At 64.8% G+C, this 12,997-nt stretch carries 15 protein-coding genes; 5 read left to right on the plus strand and 10 right to left on the minus strand.

What is annotated here, in order from left to right; translation table 11 throughout:
• Window positions 1-163: 163 nt before the first annotated feature.
• The gene (locus OC446_RS02080) at window positions 164-871 is read right to left on the minus strand and encodes a GntR family transcriptional regulator (protein WP_262027375.1); all 708 of its coding nucleotides are present in this window, start codon (window positions 869-871) and stop codon (window positions 164-166) included.
• A 187-nt stretch (window positions 872-1,058) separates the two neighbouring features.
• Between OC446_RS02080 and OC446_RS02085 the strand changes: the two genes are divergently transcribed.
• Window positions 1,059-2,246, plus strand: coding sequence for an amidohydrolase family protein (locus OC446_RS02085; protein WP_262027376.1), 1,188 nt, complete (start codon window positions 1,059-1,061; stop codon window positions 2,244-2,246).
• 123 nt (window positions 2,247-2,369) lie between these two features.
• Here OC446_RS02085 and OC446_RS02090 read toward each other — a convergent pair whose 3' ends face one another.
• Together OC446_RS02090 and OC446_RS02095 are read right to left on the minus strand one after the other, a co-directional pair.
• Window positions 2,370-3,035 (minus strand): Spy/CpxP family protein refolding chaperone, encoded by a 666-nt coding sequence (locus OC446_RS02090; protein WP_262027377.1) that lies wholly within the window; start codon window positions 3,033-3,035, stop codon window positions 2,370-2,372.
• Between the two features lie 261 nt (window positions 3,036-3,296).
• Window positions 3,297-5,069, minus strand: a complete 1,773-nt coding sequence (locus OC446_RS02095; RefSeq protein ID WP_262027378.1) for a chloride channel protein — start codon at window positions 5,067-5,069, stop codon at window positions 3,297-3,299.
• A 193-nt stretch (window positions 5,070-5,262) separates the two neighbouring features.
• On the opposite strand from OC446_RS02095, the gene OC446_RS02100 reads away from it, so the two are divergent.
• Genes OC446_RS02100 through OC446_RS02110 form a run of 3 tightly spaced genes read left to right on the plus strand, consistent with a single transcriptional unit; the run spans window position 5,263 to window position 6,498 of the window.
• A complete protein-coding gene (locus OC446_RS02100; RefSeq protein ID WP_262027379.1) occupies window positions 5,263-5,598 on the plus strand; it encodes an ArsR/SmtB family transcription factor in 336 nt (111 codons plus the stop codon).
• A gap of 12 nt (window positions 5,599-5,610) precedes the next feature.
• Complete coding sequence (locus tag OC446_RS02105; RefSeq protein ID WP_262027380.1) at window positions 5,611-6,036, plus strand: YeeE/YedE family protein; 426 nt, start codon at window positions 5,611-5,613, stop codon at window positions 6,034-6,036.
• A 3-nt stretch (window positions 6,037-6,039) separates the two neighbouring features.
• Window positions 6,040-6,498, plus strand: coding sequence for a YeeE/YedE family protein (locus OC446_RS02110; RefSeq protein ID WP_262027381.1), 459 nt, complete (start codon window positions 6,040-6,042; stop codon window positions 6,496-6,498).
• A 33-nt stretch (window positions 6,499-6,531) separates the two neighbouring features.
• Here the strand turns inward: OC446_RS02110 and OC446_RS02115 are convergent, their stop codons facing one another.
• From OC446_RS02115 to OC446_RS02140, 6 genes are all read right to left on the minus strand, one after another.
• On the minus strand, window positions 6,532-6,654 hold the full coding sequence (locus OC446_RS02115; RefSeq protein ID WP_262027382.1) for a DUF2474 domain-containing protein: 123 nt from the start codon (window positions 6,652-6,654) through the stop codon (window positions 6,532-6,534).
• Complete coding sequence (cydB, locus tag OC446_RS02120) at window positions 6,654-7,661, minus strand: cytochrome d ubiquinol oxidase subunit II (protein WP_262027383.1); 1,008 nt, start codon at window positions 7,659-7,661, stop codon at window positions 6,654-6,656. The genes OC446_RS02115 and cydB overlap by 1 nt, the downstream gene beginning before the upstream one ends.
• 3 nt (window positions 7,662-7,664) lie before the next feature.
• Window positions 7,665-9,086 carry a cytochrome ubiquinol oxidase subunit I gene (locus tag OC446_RS02125; protein WP_262027384.1) on the minus strand — a complete coding sequence of 474 codons (1,422 nt, stop codon included), beginning with the start codon at window positions 9,084-9,086 and terminating at the stop codon, window positions 7,665-7,667.
• A 2-nt stretch (window positions 9,087-9,088) separates the two neighbouring features.
• Window positions 9,089-9,673: a GbsR/MarR family transcriptional regulator gene (locus OC446_RS02130; RefSeq protein WP_262027385.1), complete on the minus strand. Its 585-nt coding sequence runs from the start codon at window positions 9,671-9,673 to the stop codon at window positions 9,089-9,091.
• 146 nt (window positions 9,674-9,819) lie between these two features.
• Window positions 9,820-10,263 (minus strand): TIGR01244 family sulfur transferase, encoded by a 444-nt coding sequence (locus OC446_RS02135; RefSeq protein ID WP_262027386.1) that lies wholly within the window; start codon window positions 10,261-10,263, stop codon window positions 9,820-9,822.
• 48 nt (window positions 10,264-10,311) lie between these two features.
• Window positions 10,312-11,094, minus strand: coding sequence for a sulfite exporter TauE/SafE family protein (locus OC446_RS02140; protein ID WP_262027387.1), 783 nt, complete (start codon window positions 11,092-11,094; stop codon window positions 10,312-10,314).
• Window positions 11,095-11,194: 100 nt separating this feature from the next.
• On the opposite strand from OC446_RS02140, the gene OC446_RS02145 reads away from it, so the two are divergent.
• Entirely contained in the window at window positions 11,195-12,079 is an 885-nt protein-coding gene (locus tag OC446_RS02145) for an MBL fold metallo-hydrolase (protein WP_262027388.1), read from the plus strand.
• Here the strand turns inward: OC446_RS02145 and OC446_RS02150 are convergent.
• A complete protein-coding gene (locus OC446_RS02150; protein WP_262027389.1) occupies window positions 12,076-12,921 on the minus strand; it encodes an AraC family transcriptional regulator in 846 nt (281 codons plus the stop codon). The genes OC446_RS02145 and OC446_RS02150 overlap by 4 nt on opposite strands.
• Window positions 12,922-12,997 lie beyond the last annotated feature (76 nt).

Below are 12,997 nucleotides of genomic sequence, written 5' to 3' on the forward strand. Positions count from 1 at the left end.
AATGACGGAAAAAATTGCATACAAACATTAGGCCGTCAATTCGGCCTGTGACTGAATTTTCGTCACTCTGGTGCGGGATCTGGCGCTATAGCAGGCAATGCTCTCCCATCGAGAGAAGCATCCCGGCCTCGATCGATAGCATTGGGAGGCGCGGGTCCGGTGCTCAGGAAGCGTAACGGTCGAGGATGGACCGGATGTCCCGCTGCTTGTCGGACGTGGAGGAAAGGAGTGCCCGGTCCGTCACCGCCTTGAGATGATGATCCATGGCGTCGATGGCAGCCTGGCTGTTCCGCAGCCGGAGCGCATCGATGATCTGCTGATGCTCATGGATCGAGCAATCGGAGGAGTGCGGCCGGCTGTAGAGCGCCAGGATGAGCGAGCAGCGTGAAACCACCTCGTCGACATACCGGGCAAGGACTCTGTTGCCGGAGAGGGAAGCCAGAAGAATATGAAATTCGCCTGCCAGACGGATCGCCGCGGCTCCATCCTGCGTGTTGGCTTTCGTCTCCAGATCGACATGTCGCTGCAGGCGCTCAATGTCGTCGAGAGTGACCTTTTCCGCAAGCCGAACAAGAACTTGGCGTTCCAGGCACATTCGCGTCTCGAAAACGTCCTGCGCTTCCGACAGGCTCGGCTGCGCGATGGTGGCGCCCTTGTTCGGCTGCATGTCGACGAGCCCTTCGGCATGAAGGCGCGCGAGAACGGTCCGGACGATCGTCCGGCTGACGCCGAACCGCTCGCCGATGACGTCTTCCGTCAACTTGTCTCCCGGCATCAGCGCCTGCTCAATGATCGCCCGGCGAAGCCCAGCATAAACGGAATCACTCCGAGTACCGGCGGCTGACTTGGGCTTTCTGGCTGAAGCGTTCATTGGACCTTGCGTGGGAACTCAGGGGACGAACTATGTTCCACAAAACCGACCGCTCAGGAAGCGTGGATTCTTCAGGAGGCGGGGATCCTATTGGCATTCTGTATGCATAATTGTATACAAGTGGCATGGAATGGCAATCCATTCCAACCGTGTTGCCCCGGATTCGATCTGAGAAGCGAGGACGCTGATGCATAGCCTGGTGATCCGCAATGTGCGCCCCATGGGAGGAGAGACGACCTCTGTGACCATCCGTGAGGGACGGATCGCCGCCACCAGTGAGGTTCCGGAGGACACGGAGATCCTGGATGGAGGCGGGGCCATCCTGATCCCTGGGCTCGTCGAGGCCCATACCCATATGGACAAGACGCTCCTCGGCATGGGCTGGTATCGCAACGAGGTGGGGCCGCGCCTCATCGATAAGATCGACAACGAGCGGATGCAGCGGCGTGTTCTTGGCATCGATCCTGCCCGTCAATCCGCCCGGCAGGCTGTGCTCGCAGCATCCCTCGGCACAACGCACATCCGAACCCACGTGGATGTTGATACGGAGGTCGGCGTGGCGGGCATCGAGGGCGTTCTCGAGACCCGGGAGCGCTATCGGGACCTCGTCGAAATCGAACTCGTCGCATTCCCGCAGAGCGGCATGCTCATCCGGCCCGGTACCGTCGAGCTTATGGAAAAAGCCCTTCAACTCGGCGCCCAGGTTGTCGGTGGGCTCGACCCGGCCGGGATCGATCGCGATCCGAAGGGACATCTCGACGTCGTGTTCGATCTTGCCGAGCGCTATGCCGTCCCGGTCGACATCCATCTCCATGAACCGGCGGAGCTGGGAGCTTTCTCCATGGAGCTCATCATCGAGCGCACGAAGGCTCTGGGGATGCAGCGCAAGGTCACGATCAGCCATGCGTTCTGCCTCGGCATGACCGATCAGGACTATGTCTCGGCGCTGATCGATTCCTTGGCTCAAGCGCAGATTCATATTCTGACGACGGCACCGTCCTCAAGGCCAGCACCGGCCGTGAAGCGGCTGATGGAAGCGGGCATCGTCGTCGCAGCAGGCAATGATGGGGTGCGCGACACCTGGGGACCCTACAATAGTCCGGACATGTTGGAGCGGGCTGTCCTCGTCGGCTTGCGCAACAACCTGCGTCGCGACGACGAGGTCGCGCTGGCGCTCGACACCTGCACGTATGGCGGAGCGCGAATGATGGGCCTTGATGATTATGGCCTGGAGCCCGGATGCCGAGCGGATCTTGTTCTGCTCGACGGCGAAACGCTCGCCGAGGCCGTTGTAAGCCGACGCCCGCGCAAAATGGTGATGAAGGGCGGCAAGGTCATCGCTCGTGATGGCATCGCGTCGATCTCTGCGCCTTGATCCTTCCATTCAGGCATTGAACGTGAGGGTAGTGCGAGAGGTCACGATGAGCCTCGAGGCCGACCGAACTCTCGCATCATCTCGCCCGCATTCATTCGCATTGCAACCGGACGGCTCGGGATGTCAGCGACTGTCCTGGTTGTCGGCGTTGTCGTCATCGTCATCATCGGATCCGCCCGGCATCATGGGGCCACCGGGAACCATCATTCCCGCGCCGATCATTCCCGGTCCGATCATGCCACGGCCGCCCATGTGCACGAGCACCTGAAGGCGCCGCTTCTGAGCCTCGTCCAACGTGGCATAGAGCGGTGAGGCGGCATCCGCGAGCTTGCGCATCGCATCCGCTCCCTGACTCATCCGGTCCGCCATCGCGCGGACCAGGCCGACCGGGTCGCTCGTCATCATCCCGCGGGCCTGGCGCATGGCCTGCATATGGCTGACGTGCAAGGTGGCCAGGTTCCGGATCGCGGCCTCGACCGGGAGCCACAGCTTCTCCTGGTCGGCCGACAGCTTGAGACCGGCGTGGATCGCGGCGATGTGGGCGTCGATGAAGGCGCTCATGTCCTCGGGCGAGAACCGGCCCATCATTCCCCTATGTGGCCCACTCATCATTCTTCCGCCCATCATGCCTTGGCCCATCATCGGTCCCATGGGCATCCGATTCATCGGTGATGGCTCGCTGGGCTGAGCGGTGGGCATCTGGCGCGGCGCAGGCGCAGGCACCGTGGCCTGGGCCAAGACGGGACCGGCGATGGCGACGAGGATGGCGGCGAGAATAGGTCTCTTCATGGCGTTCTGTCCTTCGATCCGTTCCGTCGAGCGGGGTGCGTGGGCGTGGACGACATGGTGATGCTCACTCGCGTGGCGTGTGATCGTGACGCCCATTCATGAGAATATGTCTCAAACGTTACGCTGGCTTCGACACGCTTCCTTGATCTTGCTCAAACGCGCTTTGCCCGAAAGCCTCGAAGAGGTGTGCCCTCGACCATATCCTGGACGATGCGGGAGGCGGATAACCACCCTCCCCATGGCGACGCCCAAGGGATCAGGTCACTTCCAGCTTCCGCCTCCGAGATCTTCCCGGCGTTGAGCGTCCAGGAGCGACGATGCCAGCGCAAAGGCATCCCGGGCGCGGATGCAGCCGACGATCTTGTTGCGGTCCTCGAACCCGACAACGGCCAGGGTGGCGCGGTCGTCGCTGCGAAAGATGTCGAGGACTTCCGCAAGGGACGCAGCAGGCGTGACGATTGGGCCGGACTCGTAAACCAGCTCGGCGGCCACGACCGGCAGGTCGGCACCCTCGGCCTCGACCGCCTCGACAAGGCGTGGGTCGATCAGGCCAAGGAAGGTTCCGTCCACGGCATAGACGGCCGTGCCGCGGGCGCCTGCCGTCGACAGGGCCCGACGGACCTCCTCCAGGCTTCCATTAGCCATCACGGCCCGTTTCGGCGGCTTGATGATCTCGCCGATCGCGGCTGCTTCTAGGCGGGAGACATCGTGACCGCCCTCGATGGCCAAGCCGCGCTGCTGGAAGCGCCAGGTGGCGAACGAGTAGCCGAACAGGCGGTCCGTGAGGAACGAGGCCGTCAGCGCCCCGATCGCCACCACGATGGTGGCATCGAAGTCCCCGGTGGTCTCGAGAACCAGGAAGATCATCGCGAGCGGACTGCCGATCACGCTCGCCCCGACCGAAGCCATGCCGATCACCGCGCACAGGGCCGGGCTCCAAGCCGGAGCCCCCGGGATGAAGGCCAAGACCCAGGCCAGCACCTGCCCAAGGAGAGCGCCGATCATGAGCGAGGCGCCGAACAGGCCGCCGCGGAAACCGGACCCGAGGCTGGCGGCGGAGGCCAGGCCCTTCGCGGCGAGCAGGCCGAGGGCGTGGCGGCCGGCGATATCGCCGGACACGGCGTGCTCGATGGCCGCGTGACCGCTTCCCAGAACGGCCGGGAAGCGGGTTGCGAGCGCCGTGAGAAGAAGGGCGGCGGACAGCCGGCGCAGGACCTCGTTCTTCAGAAAGCGCTTGAGGAGGCGCTCGATGGCCGAGACCAGCAGCATCACCACGATGCCCGCGAAGGCCGCGACGAACCCGATCAGGACGGCGAGCGGATAGTCGGACCAGGACGTGCCGGGCCCGGTCTCGAGGCTGAAGGGCCGCTCCTGTCCCAGGAGCAGCCAGATGGTCATCACGGCCGCGATGGCGCCGAGCCCGATGGGAGCCAGGGTTCGCCGGGAGAACGTCCCCAACAGCAGCTCGTAAGCGTATAGCATCCCGGCGATCGGCGCCCGGTAGGCGGCCGCAATGGCGGCCGCGGCGCCGACCGCCACCAGCAGGCGCAGATCGGAGCGGGGCCGGCCCAGGCGGCGTCCCAGGCGGCTGGCGAGCACCGCCCCGAGCTGGGTGACGGCCGCCTCGATGCCGACCGAGGCTCCAAAGCAGACCGAGGCGAGGATCGGGATCACGACTCCGGTGGCGTCGTACCAACCCATCCTGCCCCCGTTGAGGGCATTCGCCTCGACGGCGTCGATGGGATCTTTGGTCCTCCAGCGTGCGATCAGGTGCGACAGCAGGGTGACCAGGAAGGCGCTGCACGCGAGGGCCAGGGCGATCCTCAGGAAGGAGGCATGGTCCGGCAGGGCGATCCGCCGCTCGGCCGCGAAGCCCAGCATGGCGCGCTGCGCGAAGACGACGAATTGCTGCACGATCGCCACCATCAGACCGGTCAGAATACCGATCACGATGGCGAGGCCGACCAGGCGGAACGAGCCATTCGGCTTGCGAATGTTCGGGAGCGCCGGAAGGCGAGGGCGAAGCAGCATCATGCGGTTCGGGTGAGGAGCGGTCTGTCCGCGGGGTGCAGGCGGTTTGGGCGTGCCGGCCGTTGCCGTCAACCCATTTTCGGCTCGCCGGGCAACCTTCTTGGCGCAGCTCTTCCCGCCAGGGAGGAATCGAATGGGTCTTGAATCTCAATAAGGATATGCTAAATTAGAATAAACTTATTTATGGGATCTCTGGATGACCAAGGTGGAACTCGACCTCGAGACATTTGAACGGAAGGCCACCGAAGTCGCGGACATTCTGCGGGCGCTCGCCAACGAACGCCGGCTGATGATCCTGTGCAAGCTGGTGGAGTGGGGCGAGGCCAACGTCACCTCGCTTGTGGAGGCGGTCGGGCTATCACAGTCGGCCCTGTCGCAGCATCTGGCCAAGATGCGGGACGAGGGCATCGTCGCCACGCGGCGCGAGAGTCAGACGATCTGGTATCGCATCGCCGACCCCCGCATCGAGCAGCTCTTCGGCCTTCTCTACGAGCTCTATTGCAAGCAGACCAGAACGGGCAGGCCGGCCTGATCGGAGGCAGCTATGGAAAACTTCACTCCTGTGTCCGCCCTGTTCGGCGGCTTGATGATCGGCGCCTCGGCGGCCCTGCTCCTGGTACTGAACGGGCGCGTCGCGGGCATCAGTGGCATCCTGGGCGGGCTGATCCCGCCCGAGCGCGGTAAGGTCGGCTGGCGTCTCGCCTTCCTGGCCGGGATGCTCGTCGCAGCTCCGATTTATGTCATCGCCGGGGGCACGCTGCCGCCCGTCAGGCTCGGTGCATCCCTGCCACTGCTGATTGTAGCAGGGCTGATCGTCGGGTTCGGTACGCGCCTGGGGGCGGGCTGCACCAGCGGCCACGGCGTCTGCGGCATCGGCCGCGGCTCGCCGCGCTCCATCGTGGCGACGCTCGTCTTCATGGCCACTGCGGTCGCCACTGTCTTCTTCTCTCGTCACGTCATCGGGATGTAAGCCATGCCCCTGATCCTGTCCGCCTTCGCGTCCGGCCTGCTGTTCGGGCTCGGATTGATCGTGTCCCAGATGGTCAACCCGGCCAAGGTTCTCGGCTTCCTCGACATCTTCGGCCAGTGGGATCCGAGCCTCGCTCTCGTGATGGGCGCCGCCGTCGCGGTCTCGGCCCTAGGCTATTTCGTCGCCAGACGTCGCGGCGTACCCGTGCTGGCGCCGCGCCTCGAAATCCCGACCCGGCGCGACCTCGATCCCCGGCTGATCGGCGGGGCGGCCCTGTTCGGAATCGGCTGGGGCCTCGTCGGCTTCTGCCCGGGACCGGCCCTGGTCGGGTTGACCTTCGGCCCATGGCAGGTCTTTGTCTTCGTGGCTGCAATGATCGTCGGCATGGCGCTCTTCCGCCTCGCGCCCGCCGACTGGCCTCGGGTCTCCGTCCGCCGCGAAGCCGCGCAGGTGGATGGATGAGCCCATCGGGCCGGCATGTCCGTCCACCGACGATCAGGTCAACCAGGCCCTGATGACGAGACTGACGGCGCCGGTCGTGCCGACGCCGGCGGCCCAGAGGCCGGCGAACCACAGCCACTGCTTAAATGCGGAACCCTGTTCGAGGTGCTTGCCCATCAGTGATATCCCTCGTGCCCGGTCTTGCCGCGGAACACCCAATACGCGTACCCGGTATAGGCGAGGATGATCGGGATCAGCACGCTCGCGCCGACCAGCATGAACTGAAGACTGGCATGCGGCGCCGCGGCCTCATGGATGGTGACGGCGTTCGGCACCACGTGCGGGAACATGCTGATGCCCAGGCCGAGGAGGCAGAGACCGAACAGCCCCAGCGTCAGCAGGAACGGCCAGTACTCCCAGCGGCGCAGCAGGCTCACCAGCAGCGCCCCGGAACAGAGGCCCACGAGCAGCGGCACCTGGGCGGTGAACAGGACCTGTGGCCAGGCGAACCAGCGCTCGTAATAGGCGCCGCTGAGGAATGGCGTCGCCGCGCTCACAAGGCCGATGCAGACGATCAGGCCGATCGCGAGCTTGCCCGCAAGGCGGAAGCTGTGATCCTGGACGGCGCCTTCGGTCTTCATCACCAGCCAGGTCGCGCCGAGCAGGGCATAGCCGATCACCAGGCTGAACCCGACCAGCAGGCTGAACGGGGTAAGCCAATCCCACCAGCCGCCGGCATAGGAGCGTCCCTCGACGGCAATGCCCTGGAGGAGCGCGCCGAGCGTGATGCCCTGCGCCAGCGTCGCCACCACCGAGCCTGTCGTGAAGGCGACGTCCCAGTAGCGGCGATGGCCAGGGTCGCGCCAGCGGAACTCGAAGGCGACACCCCGGAAGATCAGCGCCAGAACCATGGCGATGATGGGCGCATAAAGGGCCGGCAGGATGATCGCATAGGCGAGCGGGAAGGCTGCCATCAGGCCGCCGCCGCCGAGCACGAGCCAGGTCTCGTTGCCGTCCCAGACCGGTGCCACCGAGTTCATGGCGCTGTCGCGCTCGGGTCCCGGACTGAAGAACGGGAACAGGATGCCGATGCCAAGGTCGAAGCCGTCCATCACCACGTAGGCGAAGACCGCGAACGCGATGACGAAGGCCCAGAGGGTGGGGAGATCGAGAAGGGTCATCATGGGCTACGCCTTTGCGCCGAGGGTACGGGCCGGGTTGACGGCGGGAGCCGGCGTGATGCCGGCGGTCCGGATCGGACCGCGCCCGGCCTCGGGACCGGTCTCGCCCGCATGCGGCGGCTTGCCCATGAGCTTCAGGATGTAGCCGGTGCCGGCCCCGAACACGATGAAGTAAACCACGATGAAGGTGAGCAGCGAGGCGGCCACGGCCGGAGCCTCGAGCGGCGAGGCCGAGACAGCCGTCCTGAGCAGGCCGTAGACCGTGAAGGGTTGCCGGCCGACCTCGGTGGTCACCCAGCCGGCGATGACGGCCACGAAGCCTGACGGTCCCATCACCAGCGCCAGTCGATGCAGCAGGCGCCAGTCGTAGAGCCGGCCGCGCCAGCGGGCGATGAGGCTCAGCGCTCCGAGACCGAGCATCGCGAACCCGAGGCCCACCATGATGCGGAACGACCAGAACACCACCGGCACATAGGGCCAGTCGGCACGGTCGATCGTATCGAGTCCGTTCAACGGGGCGTTCAGGTCATGCTTGAGGATGAGCGAGGAGGCTTTCGGGATCTCGACGGCGTTGCGCACCGTGCCGGCCTCCTGGTCGGGAATGCCGAACAGGATCAGGGGGGCGCCCTCGGGATGGCTCTGGAAGTGTCCTTCCATGGCCATGACCTTGGCGGGCTGGTGTTCGAGAGTGTTGAGGCCGTGCATGTCGCCGGCCAGGATCTGGAGCGGCGCGACCAGGGCGATCATGCCCATGGCCATCGAGAACATCACCCGGGCGCCCTTGTTGGTGCGCTCGCGCAGGAGGTGCCAGGCACCGACGCCGCCGACCACAAGGGCCGTGGTGAGATAGGCGGCGAAGACCGTGTGGACGAGGCGGTAGGGGAATGACGGATTGAAGATGATCGCCCACCAGTCCCCCGGCACGAATTGTCCGGCCTCGTTGACGCCGAAGCCGACTGGCGTCTGCATCCACGAGTTCGCGGACAGGATCCAGAAGGCCGAGATGAAGGTGCCTATGGCCACTGCGAGCGTGGCGGCAAAATGCAGCTTGCGGCCGACGCGTCCCATGCCGAACAGCATGATGCCGAGGAAGCCCGCCTCCAGGAAGAAGGCGGTCATGACCTCATAGGCCATCAGCGGGCCGATGACGGGCCCGGCTTTGTCGGAGAAGACGGCCCAGTTGGTACCGAACTGGTAGGACATGACGATGCCCGAGACCACGCCCATGGCGAAGGCGAGGGCGAAGATCTTGAGCCAGTACTTGAACAGGTTGAGATAGACCTCGCGCCCGGTCCACAGCCACAGCCCCTCCAGCACGGCGAGATAGCTCGCCAGTCCGATCGAGAAGGAGGGGAAGATGAAGTGGAAGGAAACCGTGAACGCGAACTGGAAGCGCGCCAGGAGCAGGGCGTCGAACTGGTCGAACATTTTTACTTTTCCTTGGGGTCTTCGCGGCGGCTCTTCTTCGATCCGGGCACGACGAAGAGGCGGTCTTTCATCTCCAGGATTTTCTGCACCTTCGAGCCGAGCGTCAGAAGCTGGATCAGGCGCTCCGTATCGAGCCGCTGCACATCGGCGTACCAGCCGGTCAGAAGCTCGAAGAGGTCGTGCATCTCGCGCATGCGCTCCTGGGCATGTCGCTCCTCGGCGCTGGCGGGCTCCTGCATGAGCACCTCGCGCAGGAGCGTCATGGTCGGGTCGATCTCACGCTTCTTGCGTTCCTCGACCAGCGTGCGGACGATCTGCCAGATGTCATCGGGGGTGGCGAAGTAGTCGCGGCGGTCACCGGGCTTGTGCTGGAGCCGCACGAGATTCCAGGCCTGCAATTCCTTCAGGCCCATGCTGACATTGGAGCGCGAGACGCCGAGCCGCTCGACGATGTCCTCGGCGTTCAGCGGCTCCTTGGAGAGATACAGCAGGGCGTAGATCTGGCCGACTGTGCGGTTAATGCCCCAGCGGGAACCCATCTCGCCGAAATGCAGCACGAAGGTTTGGACAAGAGGAGGGAGATTCACGGCGTGTCCTGAAATTTCAGAATTTTCTGAAATATCAGGACACGCGTTGACATAAGTCAAGGATCGCCGGGTTCGGATGCTCGCTGCTCGCCTACGCCGGCCGGCAATATGAGAGGCGAAGCTCGGTCGGGCGATCGAGGATCCGGCTATCCGGCATCCGCCGATCGGTTGCGGGCAGCCGCCTCAATCTGAGGGCGCAAGGCCTCCAGGTTGTATCCGGCAGCCGCGGCAATCCGCAGAATCTCATCGGGCGAAAGGTGAGGGGCCGAAGCGAGGGCCCACAGGCTGGTGGAGCGGGTGCCGGTCCGGCAGAAGGCCAGCGTCGGCCCGGCGGCTGCCGTGAGGGCTTCCTTGAACGCCGCGACCTGTTCGGGGGATAGCTGGCCGGGAACGACCGGGATGTGCCGGTAGGCAAGGCCCAGGCGTTGCGCGGCCGCCGCAAGGGTCTCGCTCGAGGGTTGGTCCGAGGCTTCGCCGTCCGGGCGGTTGTTGATGATGGACCGGAATCCCGCGGCGGCGGCTTGCTCCAGGTCGTCGAGACGTAGCTGGGGCGCGACCGAGAGGTTGTCCGTGAGCTTGGCGAATGGCATGGATCGTCTCCTAGGGTTTAGACAATGGCCGCTGACGCTCTCTTAGCGTCACAGCAGGTTCAGGCTTTTGACCAGCATGTAGATGGCGACGGCGAAGATCAGGCCGGCGAAGACTGTGTTGAGCAACCCTTTCCTGGCGGCGAGCTTCGATGCGAGGCTCGCGCCGAGCAGCCCACCCAGAATCCCGCCTCCGATGAACAGCCCGGCCAGGGTCCAGTCGACCAGACCCGAGAAGGCATAGTTCGTCGCCGTGGTCAGGCCGAAGCCGGTCACCGCCACGAGAGAGGAGCCGACCGCGTAGAGAATCGGCATGCCCGTCGCCAGGATCAGCCCCGGCACGATCAGGAACCCGCCGCCGATGCCGAAGAAGCCTGAAAGGGCGCCGGTCGCGAGGCCGATGCCGACCAGCTTGAAAAAGTTCTCCCGGCCGAGCCGAACGCTCTCGTCGCCCTCGCCCGAACGCTTGCGCAGCATCAGGGCGCCGACCACCATCATCAGCACGGCGAAGAGGGCGAGAAGCTTCTGGCCGTCGACCATCTTACCAATGGTCGAGCCACCGAAGGCACCGATGATGCCGGCAACCGTGAAGACTAGGGCGCAGCGCCATTTCACGTTTCTCGCGCGGGCATGGGTGCCCAGATTGACGGCCGCATTGGCCGCCACGGCCACGGCGCTCGTGCCGATCGCCACATGCGGGTTCGTGACCCCCACCAGATAGACCAGCAGTGGTACGGCCAGGATCGAGCCGCCTCCACCCACGAGGCCGAGCGTGAAGCCCACGAGGGAGCCCGAGGCGAGTCCGAGTGCGCTTTGAAGAAGCGAGAGCGTCATGGGTTCTCCTGGACCGCCATCCCTTAGATTAGATATTGCTTATTTAGATATTCCTTATATATTGTCAATATCAATGCGAGCCCTCGAGGAGTTTCAGATCATGTCAGGCCATCCCATCATCCGGGCGTTCTTCGACGAGCCCACCTATACGGTGAGCTATCTCGTGGCCGATCCGGCAACCAGAAAAGCAGCGATCATCGACCCGGTCTTTGACTACGATCATCCTTCCGGCACGGTCGATACGCGCTCCGTCGAGGCGATGCTCAAAGCTGCCGAGGAAGCGGGCTACACGATCGAATGGGCGCTCGAGACCCACGCCCATGCCGACCACCTGTCGGGTGCGCCCTACATCAAGGCCAAGACCGGGGCGAAAATCGGCATCGGCGAGCACATCACCGAAGTGCAGCGCATCTTCCGGCCGATCTTCAACGCCACTGACCTGGACACCAGCGGCCGCGACTTCGACCATCTGTTCAAAGACCGTGAACACTTCCGCATCGGAGAGCTCGACGTGGAGGTGCTGCACACGCCCGGCCACACGCCGGCCGACATCTCCTACAAGATCGAGGACGCGGTGTTTGTCGGCGACACGATGTTCATGCCGGATTACGGCACGGCGCGGGCTGATTTCCCAGGCGGCGATGCGCGCAAGCTATATCGCTCGATCCAGCGCCTGCTCGCGCTGCCGCGCGAGACGCGCCTGTTCATGTGTCATGACTACAAGGCGCCGGGGCGTGACACTTATGCTTGGGAGACCACGGTCGCCGAGGAGCGGAACAACGTGCATCTGAAGGACGGTGTCACGGAGGATGAATTCGTGTCCATGCGCCAGACGCGTGACGCCAAGCTCGCGGCGCCCCGGCTGCTGCTGCCCTCGATTCAGACCAATATCCGGGCCGGCAAGTTCCCGCCCGCCGAGGCCAACGGCGTGCGCTACCTCATGATCCCGGTGAAGCTGAAAGGCGGCGCCGCGGAGGTTGTCTAAGTGGATCGAGCAACCGGCTCGCTGGGCCGGTGCTTCTCCCCCAGGGGCACGGACGAGGCTGCTGCGCGTCCGCGCATGTAGGCCTGGGGGCTGCACCCCATCTCGGTCCGGAATGCGTAGACGAAGGCTGACGTCGAGCCGTAGCCGAGTTCTAGGGCCGTCCTGGTGACGTCCAGGCCGCCTCCCATGAGCTCCACCGCCTTGAACAGCCTCAGGCGCCGACGCCAGGAACGGAGGCTCATGCCCAGCTCGGCTTCGAAGCGGCGGGCCAGGGTCCGCTCCGACATGCCGAGTTCCCGGCCCCAGGCTTCCGGCCCGCGCGGATCGGATGGGTTCGCATAGAGGGCTTCACACAGGGCCGTGAGAGACGAGCCTCCGCGAGGCCAGGGAAGCGCTCCCGGGAGGGGGTGCGCCCGCCGGAGCTGATCGAGGATCAGGTCCGTGACCCGTCTCGCATAGCCGTCACGATCCTCCGCTCCTGCGATCTCGGCAGCCTCGGCGATCAGGGCCTTCAGCAGGGGCGTGACGGCGAAGACAGTCGGAGCCGCCGGCAAGCCATGTCCGGCCTCGTCGGCGACCCAGAGAGAGCGGAAGTCCGCCCCGAGCAGGGAGCCGACCCGATGTCGCGCGCCGGTCGGCAGCCAGACGGCCTGCTCCGGCGAGATCGCAAAGGAGTGCCCCTCGCTCGCGACCGTGAGCACGCCGGAGATCGCATAGACCATCTGGTTCCAGCGGTGTGCATGTTCAGGGAAGGAATGGCGCGCCGGGATCGACTGCGCCCGTACGGTGACCGGTTGCGGCGGCGCCAAGCCGGATGGCGCCTGAATGGTCTCCCAAGCCATACTTGCCTCCTGTTTGGCCGTTTGTCGACATGATTTGACGGATTGTCAAAATACTGACAGGACATCTTTACGTATA

The sequence above is a fragment of the Microvirga sp. Mcv34 genome (genome assembly GCF_024519725.1).
Taxonomy (GTDB): Bacteria; Pseudomonadota; Alphaproteobacteria; order Rhizobiales; family Beijerinckiaceae; genus Microvirga.

Bases quoted from the DNA above. Each gene is read 5' to 3' on its own strand.
- OC446_RS02080 (WP_262027375.1), bottom strand. From the start codon at position 871: ATGAACGCTTCAGCCAGAAAGCCCAAGTCAGCCGCCGGTACTCGGAGT.
- OC446_RS02085 (WP_262027376.1), top strand. From the start codon at position 1,059: ATGCATAGCCTGGTGATCCGCAATGTGCGCCCCATGGGAGGAGAGACG.
- OC446_RS02090 (WP_262027377.1), bottom strand. From the start codon at position 3,035: ATGAAGAGACCTATTCTCGCCGCCATCCTCGTCGCCATCGCCGGTCCC.
- OC446_RS02095 (WP_262027378.1), bottom strand. From the start codon at position 5,069: ATGATGCTGCTTCGCCCTCGCCTTCCGGCGCTCCCGAACATTCGCAAG.
- OC446_RS02100 (WP_262027379.1), top strand. From the start codon at position 5,263: ATGACCAAGGTGGAACTCGACCTCGAGACATTTGAACGGAAGGCCACC.
- OC446_RS02105 (WP_262027380.1), top strand. From the start codon at position 5,611: ATGGAAAACTTCACTCCTGTGTCCGCCCTGTTCGGCGGCTTGATGATC.
- OC446_RS02110 (WP_262027381.1), top strand. From the start codon at position 6,040: ATGCCCCTGATCCTGTCCGCCTTCGCGTCCGGCCTGCTGTTCGGGCTC.
- OC446_RS02115 (WP_262027382.1), bottom strand. From the start codon at position 6,654: ATGGGCAAGCACCTCGAACAGGGTTCCGCATTTAAGCAGTGGCTGTGG.
- cydB (WP_262027383.1), bottom strand. From the start codon at position 7,661: ATGATGACCCTTCTCGATCTCCCCACCCTCTGGGCCTTCGTCATCGCG.
- OC446_RS02125 (WP_262027384.1), bottom strand. From the start codon at position 9,086: ATGTTCGACCAGTTCGACGCCCTGCTCCTGGCGCGCTTCCAGTTCGCG.
- OC446_RS02135 (WP_262027386.1), bottom strand. From the start codon at position 10,263: ATGCCATTCGCCAAGCTCACGGACAACCTCTCGGTCGCGCCCCAGCTA.
- OC446_RS02140 (WP_262027387.1), bottom strand. From the start codon at position 11,094: ATGACGCTCTCGCTTCTTCAAAGCGCACTCGGACTCGCCTCGGGCTCC.
- OC446_RS02145 (WP_262027388.1), top strand. From the start codon at position 11,195: ATGTCAGGCCATCCCATCATCCGGGCGTTCTTCGACGAGCCCACCTAT.
- OC446_RS02150 (WP_262027389.1), bottom strand. From the start codon at position 12,921: ATGGCTTGGGAGACCATTCAGGCGCCATCCGGCTTGGCGCCGCCGCAA.